Annotated in this window: 12 protein-coding genes; 9 read left to right on the top strand and 3 right to left on the bottom strand. The window is 33.1% G+C overall.

Annotation, left to right across the window (positions count from 1 at the left end; all coding sequences use genetic code 11):
- Positions 1–6: 6 nt before the first annotated feature.
- On the top strand, positions 7–342 hold the full coding sequence (locus ACK1U5_RS04800) for a hypothetical protein (protein WP_001257760.1): 336 nt from the start codon (positions 7–9) through the stop codon (positions 340–342).
- Between the two features lie 114 nt (positions 343–456).
- Here ACK1U5_RS04800 and ACK1U5_RS04805 read toward each other — a convergent pair whose 3' ends face one another.
- Positions 457–1,311 (bottom strand): alpha/beta fold hydrolase, encoded by an 855-nt coding sequence (locus ACK1U5_RS04805; RefSeq protein WP_001291319.1) that lies wholly within the window; start codon positions 1,309–1,311, stop codon positions 457–459.
- 485 nt (positions 1,312–1,796) lie between these two features.
- Complete coding sequence (pdxR, locus tag ACK1U5_RS04810) at positions 1,797–3,230, bottom strand: MocR-like pyridoxine biosynthesis transcription factor PdxR (RefSeq protein ID WP_000706791.1); 1,434 nt, start codon at positions 3,228–3,230, stop codon at positions 1,797–1,799.
- 148 nt (positions 3,231–3,378) lie between these two features.
- Between pdxR and ACK1U5_RS04815 the strand changes: the two genes are divergently transcribed.
- Positions 3,379–4,296 (top strand): DMT family transporter, encoded by a 918-nt coding sequence (locus ACK1U5_RS04815; protein ID WP_000234333.1) that lies wholly within the window; start codon positions 3,379–3,381, stop codon positions 4,294–4,296.
- Between the two features lie 85 nt (positions 4,297–4,381).
- Here ACK1U5_RS04815 and secY read toward each other — a convergent pair whose 3' ends face one another.
- On the bottom strand, positions 4,382–5,686 hold the full coding sequence (gene secY, locus ACK1U5_RS04820) for a preprotein translocase subunit SecY (protein WP_000490133.1): 1,305 nt from the start codon (positions 5,684–5,686) through the stop codon (positions 4,382–4,384).
- 555 nt (positions 5,687–6,241) lie between these two features.
- Here secY and ACK1U5_RS04825 point away from each other — a divergent pair.
- The 7 genes from ACK1U5_RS04825 to ACK1U5_RS04855 all read left to right on the top strand — a co-directional run bounded on the left by ACK1U5_RS04825 (position 6,242) and on the right by ACK1U5_RS04855 (position 23,829).
- Entirely contained in the window at positions 6,242–6,718 is a 477-nt protein-coding gene (locus tag ACK1U5_RS04825) for an AraC family transcriptional regulator (protein WP_000862353.1), read from the top strand.
- A gap of 128 nt (positions 6,719–6,846) precedes the next feature.
- Positions 6,847–7,362 (top strand): DinB family protein, encoded by a 516-nt coding sequence (locus tag ACK1U5_RS04830; RefSeq protein WP_000379378.1) that lies wholly within the window; start codon positions 6,847–6,849, stop codon positions 7,360–7,362.
- Positions 7,363–7,898: 536 nt separating this feature from the next.
- Entirely contained in the window at positions 7,899–9,851 is a 1,953-nt protein-coding gene (locus ACK1U5_RS04835; RefSeq protein WP_069604847.1) for a bifunctional metallophosphatase/5'-nucleotidase, read from the top strand.
- A gap of 340 nt (positions 9,852–10,191) precedes the next feature.
- Entirely contained in the window at positions 10,192–11,895 is a 1,704-nt protein-coding gene (locus ACK1U5_RS04840; protein ID WP_050821881.1) for a M4 family metallopeptidase, read from the top strand.
- A 477-nt stretch (positions 11,896–12,372) separates the two neighbouring features.
- The gene (gene pulA / locus ACK1U5_RS04845; RefSeq protein WP_069604846.1) at positions 12,373–14,931 is read left to right on the top strand and encodes a type I pullulanase; all 2,559 of its coding nucleotides are present in this window, start codon (positions 12,373–12,375) and stop codon (positions 14,929–14,931) included.
- A gap of 871 nt (positions 14,932–15,802) precedes the next feature.
- Positions 15,803–16,780, top strand: coding sequence for a SagB/ThcOx family dehydrogenase (locus ACK1U5_RS04850; protein ID WP_069604868.1), 978 nt, complete (start codon positions 15,803–15,805; stop codon positions 16,778–16,780).
- A 32-nt stretch (positions 16,781–16,812) separates the two neighbouring features.
- On the top strand, positions 16,813–23,829 hold the full coding sequence (locus ACK1U5_RS04855) for a non-ribosomal peptide synthetase (protein ID WP_069604869.1): 7,017 nt from the start codon (positions 16,813–16,815) through the stop codon (positions 23,827–23,829).
- The last annotated feature ends 25 nt before the right edge of the window (positions 23,830–23,854 follow it).

Below are 23,854 nucleotides of genomic sequence, written 5' to 3' on the forward strand. Positions count from 1 at the left end.
GGAAGTATGCGATCTAGGCGATATAAACGTGGTGATCGAGTAAAAATCAATATTCATAAATCGGTATCACCTGAAATGCTTGCGTGGCTGAATAAACAATCAAATCCAACTAATTTCTTCTTCTTTGCTGCGCAGCAACTATTCAAACAAGTAGGAGATATTGACGTTTCTAAAGCTTTACCAAGCAGCCATGTTTTCTCATTATATGTGGAGCCTTCATCCTTATTAAAAGTCGAAGTAAACCCTTTTAAAAACATGACACTAGACACAAATACATCCACTGAAAATGCAAAAAAAAAATTATGGGAATCTGTTGATCAATTAGATTGTCCATTTTTTTAAACATAGAAAAATATAAGAAGTCCCCATCACTATACATACGAATACAGTGATGGGGTTTTGTTTGTAAATGAAAGGGGCACAATACAATTTGTGACCCTTCCATTAGTTATTTATCTAAATTTTAGATGTATGTTTAGAAACAGCATTAATTATGCTTTCCCAGTCATCTGGATGGTTTTCATGGCCTGCCCCTTTAAGGGTTAATAGTACTGAGTTTGGAATTTCATCAATTAGTGCGAGGCCATGTTCAAATGGTAGTGCTGTATCGTCTGTTCCGTGAATAACTAATGTAGGTGCTTGTATGGATTGAAGTACACCTTCATATGCATCATCACCTTGAAGTAAAGCGTGATTAAACATACTTAATAAATTGTTTGCGCGTTCTATTTCTTGTTTTACTTGTTTATAAACTCTATTTTCATCAAATATTCGTTCTGATCCACATAATAGACGAGATCCTGAAACTAAATACTCTGCCACATCATTTTTATTTGCCCAATCTATACTTGTGCCATTTACATGATGTGTTAAGATCCTTTCGTCCATTGGAGGTAAATCGCGAGTATTGTCATCAGATCCTATTACACTAGTCGCTAGTAAAGTTAGCGTCAAAATTCTTTCGGGATGTTTTACAGCGGCAATTTGAGCAATCATACCACCTAATGACATGCCAAATAGGTGAGCTTTATCAATATGATAAGCATCTAGTACTCCAATTGCATCTTCAGCCATATCTGTTACTGTGTAATTGGAAGTTCTAGGTTCATAGGCAACAGAGCGTCCAACATCACGGTTATCAAAGCGAATAACAAACTTCCCCGTACTAGCCAACAGCTCACAAAACTCTTCGTCCCAATAAACCATGGAACATGTAGCGCCCATAATTAATAAAATAGCAGGGTTCTTAGGGTTTCCAAAGCTTTCTGTACATATATCAATTCCGTTTATTTTAAACATCTTTTCACTCATATAGTTAGCCCCATTTCTTTTGAATTTGATCAATAAAACAGTTTTGGATGATTCTAAGATGTGTGTAAGATTCGTGGTGGAATTCATCCCGCTATTTGCTGGGCAGTAAGAGTCCCATCTTAAAATTCAGGGAAAGTAAAGAAGTTGGGAGGGGACCAACTTCCCGAAAAAGCCCGATTGGCGAGGGGTGATTAAAGTTTCACTTTATAATGCTTCTTGCATAATTACCCCCAAAAATAATTATATGTTAATTCAAGGCAAAAAATTTTGAGAAATAATTGTATGTTATTAAAATAAACAGCAAGGAGGAGAGGAAATGAAAGCAATTATTATTGATCAATATGGTCTTGTTGAAGAATTAAAAGAAAGACAAGTTTTAAAACCGGTTGTTCAGAATAACGAAAAAGCTCAACAATAAATAATATCCCATACTATACATTTTCATTTTCGAGTATTATTTATTGTTAGCTATTGTGATATTACTTCTAACAAATACTGTTTCGTATTGTATCGTGTAATTTTTCTAATCCAATTTCCATATCTTTCTCGTTTAACATTGAATAGCTAATTCTTAATTGGTTATCATTTGTTTCGTAATTTAATAGACAAGCTGTTCCTGGTAAAAAAGAGACATCTACTTCATTTGCTTTTTGTAATAAGGTAAAGGGATCTATCGAATCAGGTAGTGTCACCCATAAATTAAAACCTCCATTTGGTATTTCAAAGTGTAGTTCTTTTAATGGCGATAATATATCAATTGTTAAATCACGTCTCATTTGTAAAGCTGTACGTAATTTTTCTAAATGGTTTTTCATACGTTCTGCACGTAAAAACGGTAGAAGTGCCTTCTGTGTTAATAAAGGACTACCGATATCCATTGAACCTTTTACTGCATATAGCCATTCAAAAATAGGACCATCGGCAATAAGTGCCGCGATACGCAGTCCTGGTGCTAACGTTTTACTAAATCCTTTTATATATATTACGTGGCCATCCTTATCAAAACTTTTGATTGGGGGCGGGATTATAGCATCCTCAAAATATATTTCTCCGAAAGAATCATCTTCAATAATAAAAAATTGATATAACTCCGATAGTTCTATAAGTTCCATTCTTCGTTCTTTACTCATTACTGTACCTGTCGGATTCTGGAAGGTGGGATTCGTATACAATAAAACGGGATTTTTACTTTGACAAATATCATCAATTAAGTCGGAGCGAACTCCATGATTATCAAGAGAAACGGGAATGATTTGAACACCTTTATTGATGAAAATATCAAGCGCAGCACTGTAACATGGACTTTCTACTAATACAATATCTCCAGGTTTTAATAATGTTTGAGCAATTAAATCAATTCCTTGTTGTGCGCCGCTTGTAATTAATAATTGAGATGGGTCTGTCACTAATTTCTGGTGTTCATTTAAGTAATTTGCTATTTCAACTCGCAATTCATAATCGCCTTGAACTGGCCCATAAGTTGCTAACAACATCGGATTTTTATCCAGCAATTTATGCATTTCATCTGCCAAAAATGGATTTGGTAACAGACGAGGATACAGAATTGCTTGTGAAAAATTATAATATTTACGGTGCTTATTCATTGCATATTGAGAACGCATAACATTAATCGTTTTCATTTGTTGCCATTTATACGGAATTGGTTTGAAATCTTTCTTTACCCGTTTATATATGTAAGCACCTTTTCCTTGTTCGATGCGTATATACCCTTTCGTTTCTAACTGTTTATACGCTTTACGAACTGTTAATACATTGATTTGTAAATCTGTGGCCATACAACGTAAAGAAGGAAGAGATTCACCATGTGAAAGCATACCACTTTGTATTCTGTCAACAATTTGCATATATATTTGCTTGTAATATGGTATGTTTGTTTCTTTACGCAATACAATTTTCATAGGTTCACCTATTTTTCTTTTTAACTTAATTAAAGCGAAAAATATATAGGGAATCAACTACAACTTGAAGTAACTGTTATATGTACCGATACACTGTTATACACCATAGCCTCTATACTCATTCTAAGAGTAAAAAGGAGGAAGCAAAATGGTCATTTTTAATTACATTTTAGTATGTATTATTTTCGGGACAACATTTTTAACGATAAAAATTGGAATTGAAGCAGGGGCGCCACCGTTGTTTTCAGCAGGAATTCGCTTCTTTTTAGCGGGCATAATCCTTATGATTATTTTTAAATTAAAGCGAAAAGAAATTATGCCACATATATTTTCAAAACGCATTATGTATGCTGGATTTTGTTTAACATTTATGACATTCGCAAGTTTATATTGGTCAGAACAATATATTTCTTCGGGATTAGCTGCTGTTCTTTCTGCTACGGGACCAATGATGATTTTATTAATACAAGCAAAGAGGAATAGGGAGAAATTACAAAAGGAACAACTCGTTGCTTTAGTTATTGCACTAGCAGGTGTTATATTTGTTTCTTTACCAGGAATGCATCAACAAGTAAGTTTCATATGGAGTATTGCTTGTATTGTGTTAGTTATAGGGGAGTTATTTTACGGAATAGGCTCTATTCGTTCGAAAGAAATACTGTCAGATTTATCAAATGTATCACCATTTCTTATTAACGGTATTCAAATGTTTTATGGAGGGATTTTACTACTAATCGCATCTATTATTGTAGAACAACCAAATGTAACCGTATTAACTTCATGGAGTGTGCAATGGCCTATTTTATATCTCATATTTATCGGATCGATTGGTGGACACGGATTATATTACTGGCTCTTATCAAAAACAAATCCAGTATTTCCATCGACGTGGTTATATGTATCACCATTAATTGCAATAATTGTGGGATATATCATTTTAGGAGAACCTTTAAATCCTACAATGGGAATGGGGGCTTGTCTTATATTGATTGGTGTATTTTTGGCCAATCGTTCAACACTACGGACTTATTTCAAAAAAGGGCGGTTATTAGAGAAGGAGATGTAGTTTAATAAAGCAATAGCCCTGTATATTACAGGACTGACAAAATCAAAAACACAGTTGGAAAAATAACCAACTGTGTTTTTGATAATTAATTCACTTTTTTAATAAAGCCTTTATAATGACGTTTTACAAGCTGGCTTTCTAACGTCTTCATAGTTTCTAGTGCTACACCGACAATGATAAGTAAGCTTGTACCACCAATTTGAGCAGAAGGTGGTAACGTAGCAATTTTCGTGAATATGAGCGGTAATATAGAAATAGCACCTAAGAAAATTGCACCGATAAATGTTAAACGGTATAGAATTTTAGTTACATATTGTTCAGTTGCTTTACCAGGACGAATACCAGGAACATATCCATTTTGCTTTTTCAAATTCTCAGCCATTTGTTCAGGATTTACTTGAATAAATGCGTAGAAGTATGTGAAAGCAACAATAAGACCGACATAAAGTGTCATTCCAATTGGATGTGCGAAATCAAGATTTGCAACTAACCATTTTGATACGCTTGAATCAGGGAAGAGCTGCGCAATTGTACGCGGCGTCATTAAAAATGCAGAAGCAAAGATAACTGGTATAACACCAGCACTATTTACTTTAAGCGGTAAATGAGTGTTTTTTGCTCCTTGATATTGATTGTTTCCTGAAACAGCTTTTGCATATTGGATCGGTATTTTACGTACAGCTTGTTGAATGTAAATAACACCAACAACTATCGCTAAAATTACGAGTCCAATTAAAACAATTTTTATTATGTGCATAAATAGCTGATCGCCAGCATTTTGGAATTGTTGTAAATAAATTTGATTTGCAACATTTGGAATGGCGGCAACGAGACCTGCGAAGATAATCATCGAAATACCATTACCAACTCCGTTAGCGGTAATTTGTTCGCCTAACCAAAGTAAAAATGCAGTACCTGCAGTTAAAACTGTCGCAATAAATAAGTATGTAGTCCAGCTTTGATCTGTTATTAATTGTCCACCTGCTATATTATTAAAGCCATAAGACATTCCGATGGCCTGTATGAATGCGAGAATGATTGTAAAGTATCGAGTGAATTGAGCTGATTTCTTACGGCCCATTTCTCCTTGCTTTGCCCATTCCGAAAATTTAGGTATAACATCCATTTGTAGTAACTGTACTATGATGGAAGCTGTAATATATGGTGTAATACCTACAGCAAAGATTGAGAAGTGTTGCAATGCTCCTCCGCCAAATACGTTTAACATACCTAGAACGTTAGCTTGATCTTGTACTTTTAATACCTCTGCGTTAGTATGAGGAACTGGAATAAACGTGCCAATTCGAAAAACGATTAACATCGCTAGTGTAAAAAGGATTTTCCTTCTTATCTCAGCTACTCTCATGAAATTTGAAATCGTACGAAACATTATGTCGCCTCCTATATTTTTATCAGTAAAAAAACTGATTATTATACCCTATGAAGTAACCACAAACCTCCTTCCGCACTAAATTCATTTGACAAATGGATTTTCATACACTTTGTAGTTTTCACGGATATAAAAATATAAGGTGTTATATAAGCGACCTATACACTTCACGTAATCATTCAATACCCATAATATATCGAATAAATTAACAAATGTACATACATACGCATTAAAAATGAATAAATAGGGTCATTTTTTACATTTATTTAATGATAAATTGATAGGACATTATACTGGTAAATGCGCTTCGTATATTCCTTTAATCAATTAAAATCCTCCACCTTTTTATTTTCTTACAATTAATATATCGATTTAAAAAGAATTTAAAATCAAATAAAAGTATGAAAGTACATACTACTTTAGTAGTAGTAATAGTAATCAATTGTATTTCAATTAAAATTCATGTGATTAGAGGATTCTTTTTATTTAAGAAGGAATAAATATTTAAAGAAAGCTAAATAAACAGTGTACATATTTATAGGGGAGAAGATGTAAATGAAAGTTTTTATAAAAAAATTTCCACCATTAGAAGTAGCATATATAAGACGAACTGGTAGCTACTTTGAACCACAAGATCACTGGGGAAAGTTACTGAATTGGTCAATTGAAAATAAACTTTATCCACCAGAGCAATCATTTATCGGAATATCATTAGATAATCCTGAACTTGTTGCAAGTCATAAGTGCCGGCATGATGCATGTGTTACGATTCCTGAAAACTTCGATAAAGAAAAGCATCATGATGTGCAATTTAAAAGATTAGATGGAGGTACATATGGTCTATACCAGTTCTATGATGAACCTCATAAATTAAGTGAAGCGTATCAATACATGTATGCGGAGTGGCTACCAAATAGTGAGTATGATGCAGATTATGATAGAGATAATTTAGAGTTTTGCTTAAATAATGTTGCTGAAGATCTAGACGGAAAGTTAAAGGTTAATTTATTTGTGCCAATTAAAAAGATATAAAAAACAAATAATTTCATTTGTAGCTTTAACATGAAATTGGAATAGTAGTGAAAGAAAAACTTTTTTTGAAGATAATATTTCTAGCGTAGGAATTTAAGTATGTAGGTTGCAATGAAAGGAGAATCCACATGGATACATTTGTAAATGAAAAATTTTATGAAACGAGAGATCAATTAGTTGAGGAAATTAATTTGTTGAGTGATGCTCAATTTAATAGGAAACCAGATAAGGATAAATGGAGTATTGCACAAGTTTGTCATCATTTAGTTTTATTAGATGAGAGAGTTATAACAGTTATTTCATCAGGATTAAAAAAGTTAGATAGTACCCAAAATGAGCGTAAAGAAATTCACACTATTTTATTAGATAGAACGAAAAAGTTTATAGCTCCAGAAATGATTGAACCAATTATAGAACCATTTGAAGTGGAGCAAATGCTCAATATGCTAAACGAATCAAGAAAAGAATTGATGCGTTTCCTGAGTACAATAGAAGATGAGTCTATATTAGCGAAAAAAGCAGTGATGCATCCAGCTCTTGGAGAATTATCCCTTGATCAGTGGATAGAACTGATTTATTTACATGAACAGCGTCATATTTCACAAATAAAAGAGATAAAATTGCTTTGTGAAATTGAAAAGTAAAAATCATTCCCTATTTATTGATGCGTATTATAAACAGGGAAAACGGTTGATTCATATTGATTCAGAAGAAAACAAAAATAGAATGAAATTAGTTGAAAGTAACCAATAAGCTTAAGAAAATATGAAACTATCCGATTTTCTGTATAAGTGTAACCCCGTCTTAAATGAAGAGCGGGGTTATTTTTTTGGAAGTATTTTCATTGAGAAGGAAATACTTCGACAATGAAATTCAAAAAAATAATCATCATAACATATTTTATATGCGAATTTTAGTAAATTGAAATAATGATTTTATGATGATGAATGATATGTCCTTATTTTGAAAGTACTCTTCACACGCTTAAGGAAGGGGTATTCTGTCAGGAAACGATAAAATACAATTCTGTTAGGGGATGTATGCAATTTATTCTCTTTATTTTGCAACAGAACCACCTTCAAAATTATCTTTTGTAGTTGAAGTTTCCTGAATAATAAGTTACATTTTTAAAGTTCAAACAACTTTATGAAAGTACAAAAAGGGGAGAAATATTATTAGTATGCAAAAAATGAAATGGAAGAACTATGTATGTTACTTTGTAATTCTATTACTGCTTGGAACAGCAGTAATAGTCAAACCACCTATCTCTAAGGCTGAGGAATCTGAAGTTAATATCACATTGTTAGGTACTGCAGATATTCATGGTAGATTTATGCCTTGGGATTATGCGCTTGATGGAGCAAATATGAGTGGAAGTTTGACGCAGCTTTATACGGTTATAAAGAAGGTCCGTCAAGAAAATCCCAATACCATATTAGTAGATGCTGGGGATACAATTCAAGGAAACTCAGTAGAATTATTCAACGATAAACCACAATCGCCAATGATGGTAGCGATGAATACAATGGGATATGACGCCTGGGCATTTGGAAATCATGAATTCAATTTTGGATTAGATACATTGAAAAAAGTTAGTGAGCAATATAAGGGAAAAACGTTAGCAGGAAATATTTATAAGGAAAATGGAGAGCGCTTTCTTCCTGCATATACAATTGTAGAAAAAGGTGGAATTAAAGTTGGGATTATTGGTATGAATACACCAATGATTAGTGATTTTGAAAAAGGGACAGATCACTTAGATGGTGTAGTGGTGAAAAATCCGGTAGAAGAGACGAAAAAGGCAATTAAGGAATTAGAAGGTAAAGTAGATGTAATGGTAGGAGTTATGCATATGGGATTAGAAAATGAGAATGGTATCCCTGGTACTGGTGTTCAAGATATTGCAAATGCTTGTCCGGAACTAAGCGCTATTTTTGCGGCTCATATGCATAAACTTGTAAAAAAAGAAGTTGTAAATGGCGTAATTATTACAGAACCAGATAAATATGGAACACATATTTCACGTATTGACCTTACTTTTACAAAGCAAGATGGGAAATTGGTTTTAAAAGATAAAACTGCTACCGCTATACCTGTAAAAAATGCTGATGGAACAACGATATTATCTGATCCTACACTTGAAGAAACATTAACACCTTTTCACGAATATGCGAGAGGAGATGCAAATGTTGTAGTCGCTCAATTAAAGGGGAGAAATCTTGTTCCTGAAAATGAAATAAAAGGTATTCCAAGTGTTCAGATTCAAGAAACACCTTTATCAGATTTCTTTCATGAAGTCATGCTCTACTACAGTAAAGCAGATGTAGTAGCCCATCAAATTGATAATGATTATGCCCGTTTGGATATAGGTCCTATTAAGAAAAAAGATATTGCGTACAATTACCAATATGCCTTGGGAGAAATTACAGTATATAAGATTTCTGGAAAAGATTTAAAAGACTATATGGAATGGGCAGCAGGATATTTTAACTCATCTCGTGCCGGAGATGTAACCGTTAGCTTTGATAAAACCCGCCGTGCATCTAAATACAGTACGAACGATTTCTTTGGAGGCGTAAAATACGAAATTGACTTAACAAAACCATATGGAAGTAGAATTACAAATTTACGCTCTATTCGTACAAACAAACCAATCAAAACGAGCGATGTTATGACGCTGGGAATGAATGCATATAGAATGGAGGCTCTTCAGGCAAAAGGGGGAGCTTTAGAGGGGCGTAAGTTTGAACAAATTTGGTCATCTAAACAAGAGAATGCATTTGGAGAAACTGGTGGAACCATTCGTAACCTTGCTATTACATATTTAAAAGAGGTAAAGAACGGTGTATACACACCAAAAGTTATGCGTAATTGGAAAATTACTGGTGTAGATTTACATTCTTCAGAGCATAAGGCTGTAGTTGATCTTGTGAATAAAGGGATTTTAGAAATTCCAAAAACAGAAGACGGAAAATACACAAATATAGCATCTATAAATACGAAAGACTCAATTTCAAAAGAAGAAATTGTAGCACTCGCACAAAAAGCAAATATTAATCCAAATGAGTTTAATCATGCAAAGACAAAAGGTGAATTTTATAAAAAACTTAATAGGATTACTAAAAAAATATAAATTATAAGGTTTCTTATAGTAATTGTTATTTTAATAGTATGAAACCCACTCTTACAATAGTAAAGAGTGGGTTTTTATGTTGTTATTTAGATGTAAGTATACTTTTATTAGAATGAATATAGATAATTAATAACTAACCAATTGGATGAGTGTCTATAAGGATTCTCTTTTATTCAAAATAATGTACATATGTGTTCCGTTCATTATTTATAATATTGACCACAATTTATGTAATTTTGCATAATGTTACATAAATTTCGTATTTTCTCTTTTTTCCGACAGCAATAGACAGTATACTTTGTACAAGCTTTCTATTTCAAAAATTATACGAGGTGAAATAATGAAAAACAAAAAGACATTAACTAAGGTAGCATTAACAACAGGATTAGCTTTAACAGCTGTGGCACCATATGGCGTAGGTCATGCAGAGGAAACAGATCAACTACAAGTTCAAATTCAAGAGGAATCGTTCCGTTCGGGTGAACTTACACAGCCGTCACAAAAGGCACCAGAAAATGTAGTAAAGGATGCACTTAAGGAGAAAACAGAGCAAGCTCTGTCCCAAAAACAAGTCAATGGAGAAGCAGGAGTAGATTATAAAGTCCTTCAAAAACGTGGTTCGTATGATGGAACTACACTTGTACGTATGCAGCAAACATACGAAGGAAAAGAAGTATATGGTCATCAATTAACTGCACACGTAGATAATAATGGTGTTATTAAAAGTGTTTCAGGTGATAGCGCGCAAAATTTAAAACAAGAAGAATTGAAAAAACCTATTAATCTATCAAAAGATGAAGCAAAACAATTTATTTATACGAAGTACGGGAACGATATCAAGTTTATTTCTGAGCCAGAAGTTAAAGAGGTTATTTTTGTTGATGAAGATAATGGAGAAGCTAAAAATGCATACCAAGTTACCTTTGAAGCTGCAACACCAAACTATGTTTCTGGTACTTATTTAGTAAATGCACAAAATGGTGATATGTTAAAAAATATGGTACAAGAATCTAACTTAAAAGCCAGTGACAAACTAGTTGGAGCTTTAAAGAAAAGTAAACAAAGCAGTCTTACATCATTAACTGGAACAGGAAAAGATGATTTAGGTATTTCTCGTTCATTTGGTATCTCTAAACAAAGTAATGGCAAATATGCTCTTGCTGATTATACAAGAGGGCAAGGAATTGAAACATATGATGTGAATTACAGAGATATTACTAAAGAAGAAAGCTATTATCCTGGTACATTAGCGACTAGTACTTCGGCAACATTTAACGATCCAAAAGCAGTAAGTGCTCATTACTTAGCAACAAAAGTATTTGATTTTTATAAAGATAAATACAAGCGTAATAGCTTTGATAATAAAGGACAAAAAGTAGTTTCAGTTGTACACGCTTGGGATTCTGAAGAGACGAATGATCCGAAAAATTGGCAGAATGCATTAAGTGCTAATAATGGAAGTATGCTTGTATATGGCGATCCTATCGTTAAAGCATATGACGTAGCTGGACATGAATTTACACATGCTGTTACTTCTAGCGAATCTAATCTTGAATATTACGGAGAATCCGGTGCGATTAATGAGGCATTATCTGATATTATGGGAACATCTATTGAGAAATACGTAAATAATGGAAACTTTAACTGGACAATGGGAGAACAAACAGGATCTGTTTTCCGTGATATGGAAAACCCAGCTTCTGTTCCATCTTCACTAGGAGTACCTTATCCAGATGATTACAGTGAATTTAACGATTTTAATGGATGGGATCAAGGCGGTGTTCATTTTAATTCAAGTATTATTAATAAAGTTGCGTATCTCATTGCGAAAGGTGGAACTCATAACGGAGTAACTGTTAAAGGAATTGGTGAAGATAAAATGTTTGATATTTTCTATTATGCAAATACAGATGAGTTAAACATGACTTCTAATTTCAAAGAATTGAAATCAGCATGTATTCGAGTGGCAACTAATAAATATGGTGCGAATACAGCTGAAGTTCAAGCAGTTCAAAAAGCATTTGATGCAGCAAAAATTAAGTAATTTAGAAATATAGTTTTCATTCATATATTAATACATTATGAAAAAACAGCTAATATCATTTTAAGGATATTAGCTGTTTTTTTCGTAATGTATTGTTGGAAATAAACTGACTAAGCAATAATTAGGTGCGTTATCTGTAAGAAGTTGCGATAAATAAGGTTTAAAGTGTGTAAAAACAGAAAATTAATAATATATTGACCTCTTGATAGAAAGTCTATAAAATGAAAGCGATAACAAACGATTGCTTTAAAATGATTTCCCTGACCTTTTAGCATTTACAAATATATGAGGGCATACACAAATCTATTTTTTTAAGCATTAATGCAAACGCTTTCGTATTAAAAGGTCATTGAAATACATACGTGAAAATAGCCAATATGGAGGTGAATTAAAAGAGATTTCTAGATTAATTTAAGCAGTGTTATTCAGTGTAAGCATAATAAATCGCTAGTAATATTTGAAGAAAGGGTGTATGTGGTGCAAATTACAAAAAGATTAATTAATAAAACAGTTTTATTACTTACTTTAATCATTATGTTATCATCTGTTTTCTCTTTTCAGAGTGTGAAGGCAGTTTCAAATTCGAAAACAACTGAAATTATCATTCATTACAAAGAAAAGCTTGGAAATACAAAAGACTGGAATCTTTGGTTATGGGGAGAAAATGCAAATGGTACATCTTATGAATTTACTGGTGAAGATGAATTTGGAAAATACGCGAAGATAAAAATAGACGGTGACTATAATCGTGTAGGATTTATAGTTCGAACAAATGAATGGGAAAAAGATGGTGGGGATCGTTGGATTGAAAATATAAAGGACGGTCGTGCTGAAGTATGGATTCTTTCGGGTGATGAAAAAGTATATAACTCTAAGCCTTCATCGGATCTCTCAATTCAAAAAGCAACTATTGATAGTTTCAATGAAATTACTGTAACGACTAATGTCCCGTTTCATATTAAGGAAAAGAAAATTGAAATTGAAGGCATTAAAATTAAAAATATTACTCCTTATGATACAAACAGTGGAGATATTACTAATAAGGTTAAAATAATTACGGAACAGAAAATTGATTTAAAACAAACATACAAAGTTAAAATTGAAAACTTAGCTGATACGAATACTGAAATTGGTAAAGTCATTCGTAGCGAAGAATTTGATAATTTATTTTATTATGGTGGCAACGATTTAGGAAATACATATACTCCGCAACATACAAAGTTCCGTTTATGGGCTCCTACTGCAAGCGAAGCGAAGTTAGTTACATATAAAAACTGGAACGATAAAATAGGTGCTGAAATAAACATGCAACAAGGTGAAAAGGGAACTTGGACAGCAGAACTAAAGGGGAACCAAAAAGGGCTCTTTTATACGTATAAGGTCAAAATTGGTGATAAGTGGGCTGAAGCGGTTGATCCATATGTGCGTGCTGCTTCTGTAAATGGCGATAAAGGTGCAGTCGTTAATTTAGAAGAAACAAATCCGAAAAAATGGAAAGCAAACAAAAAGCCAAAATTTAAAAATCCGGAAGATGCTATTATTTATGAGTTACATGTACGCGATCTTTCCATCCAACCTGAAAGTGGTATTAAACAGAAAGGGAAGTATTTAGGTGTAACAGAAAAAGGAACAAAAGGGCCAGAAGGTGTAAAAACAGGACTTGATCATATAAAGGATCTAGGTGTTACTCACGTTCAGTTTTTACCGATATTTGATTATGCTTCTGTAAATGAAGAGACTTTAAATGAACCGCAATATAACTGGGGATATGATCCTAAAAATTTCAACGTTCCAGAAGGCTCCTATTCTACAAATCCTTATGAGCCGACTGTGCGAATAACTGAATTGAAGCAAATGGTTCAAACACTACATGATAATAATCTTCGAGTAGTGATGGATGTAGTATATAACCATATGTATAATGCTGCTGAATCTAATTTTCATAAGTTAGTTCCAGGTTATTATTATCGTTACAATGAAGATGGAACATTTGCAAATGGAACTGGAGTAGGAAATGATACTGCTTCAGAAAGAAAAATGATGAGGAAATTTATGATAGATTCTGTAACATATTGGGCAAAAGAATACAATTTAGATGGATTCCGTTTTGATTTAATGGGTATTCATGATTATGAAACGATGAATGAAATACGTAAAGCTGTTAATCAAATTGACCCTTCTATTATACTACACGGAGAAGGATGGGATTTAAATACACCTCTTGCAGCTGAGTTGAAAGCAAATCAAAAAAATGCAGAGAAAATGAAAGGGATTGCTCATTTTAACGATAATATACGTGATGGGTTGAAAGGTAGTGTATTTGAGGAAAAGGAAAATGGTTTTGTAAATGGAAAGGAAAACATGGAAGATCGTATTAAAAAAGGCATTACAGCAGGTATTGACTATGATACAAATTCGTCTACCTATCAAGATCCTGAACAGGTATTAACTTATGTGGAAGCACATGACAATCATACATTATGGGATAAACTTGAGTTAACTAATCCAGGTGACAGTGAAGAAATGCGAAAACAAATGCACAAATTGTCTTCTTCAATTTTATTAACATCACAAGGAGTTCCATTTTTACATGCAGGGCAAGAGTTTATGCGGACGAAATACGGTGATCATAATAGTTACAAATCTCCAGATTCAATTAACCAGATGGATTGGCTGCGCCGTGCAACGTTTAATAATGAAGTAGATTATATGAAGGGTTTAATAGAATTACGCAAAAAGTACTCAGCTTTTCGAATGACATCTGCAGAGCAAATAAAAACACACGTATCATTTATTGATGCTCCGAAAAATACTGTAGCTTATACAATAGAGGGGAATAAAAATGAATACTTTACAGTGGCTCACAATGCAAATAGAGAAGCTGTTGAAATAACACTTCCATCGAAAGGGCCTTGGAAAGTACTAGTAGACAGCAAGCAGGCGGGAAGTAAACCACTTTATGTTGTCCATGACAATAAAATTAAAGTTCCTGCATTAAGTTCATTTGTCTTAAAAACAGAGAAACCGATTAAATAAAAGCGAAGAATGTGGAAATAAATACTGCATTGAGCAAATTTAACAAGGATTGCAAATAAAAAAAGCGAAGTGAAGATTATTCTCACTTCGTTTTTAAAGTTAATGTAATATAATTTCACATACTGTAATTATATTACAATTTAATAAAAGAAATAAGCAATAGATTGTTTCTTTTGTGACAGTAGGAGGAGAAGATATCTTTGAGTTTATTTATAAAATTACCTGAAATACATTCGTAATTCATATAATGTTTATTATATATTCGAACATATAACGAACTAGATGTTCGAGTTGTATTAATTCCTACAAATCGTTTAAAAATAACAAAGGCGTAAAAAGTATATGGAATTAAAATAGAGAAAAGACACCATTCAAGGTGTCTTTTCTCTATTTTGAATATGAAATGTAAGTAACTCGATTGTATGTAATAGCATGTGATATTTTCACACTAACTGATTAAGAAAAATTTAAAACTCTTTTCTTAATCTATTTGTAATAAATTACATCATAAAATTTTATCGATATAATAAATAAAACTTTCTCAACATTATTTGATTTAATAACTATATTCAACCGCTCTCCAATCCATTACAATAATTTCACATTGGAAATACATGAATATTCTCAATGTTATAAATGGTTTATACCTTATAGGATTACTATGGGAAAGGATGTGAAATATCCAAAAAGAAATCATTTTTTATGATGAAATAAAAAATTTTAATGAAGAAAAAGTTATTTCATTATTTTCAAGTTTCGTTAAAGTGCATGTATTTATAATCAATATGAGACAAGGAGCAGAATCCGAAAAAATTTTTGTAAATTAGAAAATTGCATTTCAAAAATAAGTTAAACGTTTATGGAGGGTTATATGAGCGAGAAAATTTATTACTGGTCTCCGATTAAGCATTGGGAGAAGTTGCATAATGAAGTTTTGATAGGGGAAATGAGATTTACAGGTATTCTGTCTGAGTGGTTTCCAGATTTTTATTTTATGGCTCAAAAAGGTGTGAAAATTAGTGAACTAGTAGAGCGCTTTTCGTTAGGAAATGTAGAAGAGACACAAAAAAACATAGAGCTCATGATAAAAAATCGTGTGTTAGTAAGTAACATATTACACCCAAGAGAAGTATTTTTTTCACAAGAAAAGATTTTTTCAAATCCATATAGCAACCAGATTCGCTTTTCTAAAGAAAAGTTAGATAAATATATGAGTGAACAATTAAATCGCACGCACGTTGCTGCACGGTCGACCGAAATTCAACTTGAAACAACAAATGAGCTACCTACTATAATCAAGGAACGTAGATCTTGTCGTCAATTTGATATGGAAAAACATATTAATTTTTCGGAATTTTCCCGATTCTTATCAACTCTAAAACAGGTTAGGGAAGAAAAAATATACTATCATTACGCAAGTGCAGGCGGGCTCTATCCCATTGATATCTTTGTTTATGTAAAACCAAAACGTATAGAGGGTATGAAAGCTGGATTTTATTATTATAACCCATCAAAAAATAGTCTTGTGATTGTAAACAACATTGATCAAGTAATCAAAAGTGATCATGAGTTAATTAATCAGGATTTATTTACTCAATCTGCCTTCTCAGTTTATTTGGTTTATAATGCGAACGCTTCCATCCCGAAATACGGTTCAGATGGATATTTATTTGCTTGTATTGAGTCAGGCATTATCACTGCTACCTTAAATATGGTTGCTGAGACATTAAATTTAGGGGTTTGTTCAGTTGGTCATATGAAATTTGAAGATATTCAGCAATTTTTATGTTTGGATAATCATCAAGTGTTTCTCCATGGGCTTGAAGTTGGCTTAAAAATTAATGAGTAGAAGAAATGAATATTAGGGGGATAAAGATAAAAATGCACATTAAAGATCGAAGTTCGATTCATGAAAATAAAGAAGTAGAAGCGTTTTGGAAGGAGCAATTATCTTCCGAGATTCTCGATTTTTCTGTATTTAAATTTAATAGCGATTACCAACTAAATAAAGAAACACCTTGTGAGTACGTTCAAGTCATAGTGAATGTAGAATTTAGTAAAAGTATACAAAAAATAAGTAAGTCTCAAGATTTATTATTATTTAGCTGGTTTCAAGCCGCTTTAAGGGTTTGTTTGGCACATTATACAGATCAAGAAAGAATTACTATTGGTATTCCTATAATTGAAAAGAATCTTGAACAAAGTGAGAATCTTAATAAGTTGATTCCTTTAGGAAGTGAAATCCAGCCGCATCACACCTTTAAACAATTAGTAAATGAGATTGAACAAACGACTTTATTCGGGTATGAAAATCAGGAGTATCCGCTCTCTGAATTATTAGTTAAACACAATTTAACTCCTTTTCAAATTGTAATCGGGATGGAAGGATTACATAATGAAAATTCGCTAGAAGAATACGCAGAGAATAATTTAGCCCTATGGATACGAAGAAAATGGAATGAAATACATAATGAATTTGAATTTCAAATTTCTTGCAAGTCCCGTTCATTCTCTTCTTTGCAACAGTTTGCCAATTCGTATTGTTATGTTTTAAAGCAAGTTTCACAAAATCCGAATTTGGCATTGAAAGATATTTGTATTATTGCAGAAGAAGAAAAAGAGTTGTTAGAAGGATTGAATACTTTTCAAACGGGTATAGACTTGTTTCAATCATTTCAAGATTTGTTTGAAGCGCAAGTATTAAAAACTCCAGATCAAATTGCTGTTGTTTGTAATGAACAATCTTTGACATATAGAGAATTGAATAAGAAAGCGAATCAATTGGCTTCTATTCTTCAAAGTAAAGGTGTTTCAAAAGAAAGTATTATTGGCGTTATGGTAGATCGGTCATTAGAAATGATTATTGGTATGATGGGGATTTTTAAAGCAGGAGCAGCGTATTTACCAATCGACCCTAACTACCCAACTGAACGAATTGAATATATGTTACAAGATAGTCAAGCAAAATATTTACTTAGTAAGCGAACAGAGGAAGTATTGCCGCAATTTGCGGGTGAAGTACTGTATCTTGATAAAGAATATCTTTTCCAAGGTGAAGAAAGTAATTTAGTACGAGAACATAATCCTAATGATTTGGCTTATGTTATTTACACATCAGGATCGACAGGAAATCCAAAAGGGGTAATGATCGAACAAAAATCGCTAGTTCATTTTTTAAATGTAATGAGAGAAAAAGTAAAGGCTAATCAATCATTCTTGTTTCTTGCTAGTGTATCTTTTGATATTTCCTTGTTAGAAATATGTCTTCCTTTAACGCAAGGTTCAAAAGTAGTAATTGCTACAGAGGACCAGTTTGCAACAAAAGAATTGGCTCATTTGGTCAAAAAACATAAGGTGGATTTATGGGAATCAACGCCATCGCGAATGGAAGTGATTTTGAGTGATCCAGAAGGGGCGATTTTTCTAAAAGATTTAAAATCTATTTTATTAGCAGGAGAATCATTTTCCATTGATTTGGTTGAAAAAATTCGTTGTATCAGTGAAGCAACAATTTTAAATATTTATGGTCCCACAGAAACAACCATTTGCGCAACAGTAAAAGACTTGAGCACTTCCAAAGAAGTTACGATTGGCAAACCTAACCCGAATTATCATTCCTATATATTGAATAAGTATGGCCAATTAAAACCATTTGGAATTCCCGGTGAACTCTGCATTGCTGGCGTAGCGGTAGCACGAGGGTATCTTGGTAAAAATAAACTGACAGATGAAAAGTTTGTACCGAGTCCTTTTGTGGCAGGGGAAATGATGTATCATACAGGTGATCTCGTTCGTTGGTTGCCTAATGGAGAACTTGAATATTTAGGTCGAATGGATCATCAAGTGAAAATTCGGGGGTATCGGATTGAATTAAGAGAAATCGAAACTCAATTAAGGGAATATCCAGAAATAAACCAGGCTATCGTTGTTGATCAAGTGTATGGAAATAGGAAATTATTAGCTGCCTACTATGTATCGGATATCAAGGTGTCTTTTGGTGAAATCAGAAAATATTTAAGTGATAAATTACCTGAGTTTATGATTCCTGAAAAAATGATTCAGGTAGAAGAGATTCCATTGAATCCAAATGGAAAAGTGGATAGAAAAAGATTGTTGGATATAACACAAACGGATTATGTATCAATTCCATACGTTGCTCCGCGCAATGAAATTGAACAAAAATTAGTGCGTGCATGGGAAAAAGTTATGGAGATCGAGGGAATCGGTATTCATGATAATTTTTTTGCATTAAAAGGAGAATCTATTAAAGCACTTCAGGTAATTAATTTATTAAGAAAAGACGGCTTAAAAATAAGTACAACAGATTTTTTTAAGCACCCCACAATTGCTCAACTGAGTTCTTGTGTAAAGCTAGAGCGTAAAGAGAAAAACCTTGAAAGTAGACCAACTCATGTTAAAGATTTGTATAAGCCATTTTCCTTAACAGAAGTTCAGACAGCGTATATGATAGGACGGAATTCACAGTTTGAATTAAGTGGTATTTCCCCTCAAACATATTTTGAATATGAAACAGCATTGGATATCAATCGTCTTTCAAAAAGTTTTCAAAAGGTAATTCATCGTCATCCAATGTTGCGAGCTGTAATTTTACCAGAGGGAAAACAGCAAATATTACAAAGCGTTCCTGATTACGAGATTGAAATAGTGAGTCTCATAGATTTAGATGATAGGAATCAACATGCTCGCTTACAAGAAGAGCGTTCTCGAATGACTAACCATGTATTCCCTTTGGGGCAATGGCCTTTGTTTGAATTGAAAGCTTTTCTTTTAAAAGAAGACACGTATTTATTATGTTTTCGATACGATGCTTTATTAATGGACGGAGCAAGCATGAACATTGTTGGACAGGATTTGTTGCATTATTATTATAAACCAAATCAAAAATTAGAATCTTTATCTTTTGATTTTCAAGATTATATGTTTATCTATGATGAAATGGAACAAAGCGAAGAATATAAAACAGCAAAAGATTATTGGACAAGTAAGCTTCCTGACTTTCCGTTTGCACCTTCTTTGCTGTTAAAAAAGGATCCAGCAGAGATTGCTACTCCTAACTTCCAATCACTTACAAAAATCCTGGATAATAAAAAATGGACAAAGCTACGAAAGTTAGCACAAGAGAAAGAGGTAACGCCTTCCGCTCTACTTTGTACAATATATGGTGATGTGTTGGCATATTGGAGTAATCAACGTCGATTAGCAATTAACTTGACTGTATTTAACCGTTATCCTGTTCATGATGAAGTAGAACAGATTGTTGGAGATTTCACATCACTTATTTTATTGGATGTTGATGTAAAACCAGAGCAAACTTTCTTTACTAGAGTAAAAGAAACGCAAGCTACTTTATTAGATGGCCTTGAACATCGTCATTACGATGGAGTTAACTTTATTCGAGATTTTACTCGATATCATCAAATGACGCCAAAAGCAGTTATGCCAATCGTTTTCACCTCGATGTTAGCAGGTGCAGGTGCTTTTTCTTGGGAACAACTTGGTTCTCTTCGCTATATTCATGCTCGGACTCCACAAGTGTATTTGGATAATGTAGTAATTGAAAAAAATGGAGAGTTATTAATTAGCTGGAACTATGTTGAAGAGTTGTTTGATGTTGATGTAATAGAAGCAATGTTTTCCCAATTTGTTGACTTATTGGAACAATTGGTGAAACAAAGCGATATAACATCTTTGCAGATGAAAGAATCGGATCAAACTTTAATTAAGCAATACAATGAAACAACAGAAAAAATACCTTCAACTACTCTGTATCAATTATTTACAGACCAAGTAAAACGTACACCCGATGAAGTAGCAGTGGTATTTGAACAAGAATGGTTAACATACTCAGAACTTCATAAACGTTCTAATCAAATTGCCCACTTCTTAAAAGAGCAAGGTATTGGTCTAGGTGACAAAGTGGGTCTTTTAGCAAAAAGGCGAGTTGACACAATTGTTAATATGTTAGGTATTTTAAAATCAGGTGCCGCTTATGTTCCGATTGATCCCGATCATCCTTTAGATCGCCAAACATATATTTTAAAAAATAGCTCATGCAAGCTTTTATTAGAACCTAGTCTTTATGAAGAAAATCATTTGTCATTTTATACAACAGAAGATATGCCCGCTATTGCTGGTCCAGAAGATATTGCCTATATTATATACACTTCAGGAAGTACAGGAAAACCAAAAGGAGTAATTATTACTCACCAAGCGGTTACAAATACTATTCAAGACATAAATCAAAAATATGAGGTGAATGAAAATGATCGTATTATTGGTATCTCTTCCATGTGTTTTGACCTATCTGTATACGATATTTTCGGAGCTTTAAGCACAGGTGCAATGTTAATAATGATTCGTGATCCAAGAGACATGCAAGAATTAATCCGCACTGTCGAACGTAGAGGGATTACAATTTGGAATACAGTGCCTGCAATCATGGATTTGGCATTGGATCAAGTAGGTTCTCATTTTGAATATCCTTCTTTACGTTTAGTTTTACATAGTGGAGATTGGATTCCGCTTTCTTTACCAGAAAAAATAAAAAGACATTTTCCAATTGCAGAAGTAGTTTCACTAGGAGGGGCAACAGAAGCATCGATTTGGTCAATTTATTATCCGGTCAAACAGGTGGAATCACATTGGAATAGTATTCCATACGGGATGCCCTTGGCAAACCAAACGTATTATGTGTTGAACTATGAAAAGAAAATGTGCCCTGTTGGTGTAATTGGAGATTTATATATCGGGGGAGTGGGCCTTGCTAAAGGATATTTAAATGATGAAAAGAAAACAAATGAAGCGTTTGTGTCACATCCTGATTTTGGTCTTATATATAAAACAGGAGATTGTGGGAAAATGCATTCTGAGGGATATATTGAATTTTTAGGCCGCCAAGATTACCAAGTGAAAATTCAGGGATATCGAGTAGAGTTAGAAGAAATCTCTCATTGTCTTCTAACTTATAAACAAGTCGAACATGCTGTCGTAATTGATCAAACAGATGAGAACGGAATAAAATTTTTAGTTGCATATGTGGTAACTGAGCAAAATATTAGTACAACAGAACTACGAAAGCATTTGCGAGATCACTTGCCAGATTATATGATTCCTTCTTATTTTGTTTATTTAGACCAATTACCCCTGACTCCAAACGGGAAATTAGATAGAAAAGCGCTTCCTACTCCGGAGAAACAAAAAAATGAAGTATTTATTGCCCCAAAAACTGAAATGGAAAAAATATTAACTAGTATTTGGCAAGAAGTACTCAAAATAGATCAAGTTGGAGTAAATGATCATTTCTTCGCCTTAGGTGGAGATTCGATAAAAGCGATTCAAGTGTCCGTTAGACTGTATCGACAAGGATTCGAGCTTGAACCAAAAAATCTATTTTCATTTCCTATATTAAGGGACATGGTTCAATTTGTTAAAAAGCTAGACCAGTTTTCAAGTTCACAAACAAATGATGTAAATATAATGAACGATAATAAAGCTATATTACTAAATGTTAAAGATAAACAACTTAATCAACATACACTTACCAAAATACAAGAAAAAATGCCGGATATAAAAATAGAACGTATTTATCCGTTAGCACCTTTCCAGGAAGTTATTTATGAGCACGCTACGAATGAACCTGATACAAATGCATATTTTGAACAAACAATTTGGGCACTTGAGGGGGAGCTGGATATTAAACTCTTTATTCAGTGTTTCCAACAATTAGTTGATCGTCATGATTCTTTAAGAACAATAATTGTGCAAGATGAACAAGCAAAACCTTGGCAAGCTGTTCTATATGATGTTCAAATAAATTCAGAAATAAAAAACTTAATTGAGATGACGAAACAAGAACAGCAAGAATTCCTAGATCAGTGGATGAATGAAAATTTAAGTCAAGGATTTAAAAATGGTGAACTTATGACCCGTCTCTGTATATTCCAACTAGGTAATAACGAGCATAAGGTAATTTGGAGTTCCCATCATCTATTATGTGATGGTTGGAGCGTCAGCATTTTGATAGACGAATTATTCCAGCTCTACGAAACTACAAATGCGGGAACTACGGCGGAGTTACCTATGGTAAAACCTTTTGAAACATTCATAGACTGGACTTTGGCACAAGATCATGAGAAAGCACGTCATTTTTGGCAGGATTATTTATCAGGATACAATCAGAAAATTAGTATTCCTAAAAAGAAAGTCCCATCTAAAAGTGAAGGGTTAAACTTCACTTTTATGGATTTAACATTAGAAAAGGATTTGACTAATCAGTTACAGACATTTGTAACTAAAAACAATATAACTATGAATACAGCACTACTAGCTGTATGGGGAATATTACTTGGCAAATTTAACGGAACGAGAGAAGTAGTATTGCCTAATCTAGTATCAGTCAGACCTCCCGAAGTAGAAGGAATTGAAAATATGTTCGGTCTGTTCACAAATGTTTTGCCTATCCGATTAGCATGGACAGAAACGCAATCTTTTGTGGACTTCCTGCAAAAGGTACAACTAGAGACATTGAAATGTAATGAGTATGCATACTATTCATTTGTTGATATACAAAAGCAAAGTGAATTAAAAACTGAGTTGACTGACCATCTTTGGGTTTTTGAAAACTATCCAACTAATCCAGCAATCTTTTCTTCAAATGAAAACAGACATTTTGCTATCACGGATTACGAAGTTGTTGATGAGCCACATGTAAAGTATGGAATTATGTGCTTCCCTGAAGAAAGACTTACAATAAAGTTTGGATATGATCAAACGGTATATGAAGCAGAGAAAATACAGGAAATATTAAATCACATCCATGGGTTAATCAACACGATTCTTCAAAATCCAATACAAACAATTTGTGATTACAAATTATAAAAAATGAAAAGGCGAGCAAGAACTC

Source organism: Bacillus sp. XB1 (assembly GCF_053557995.1).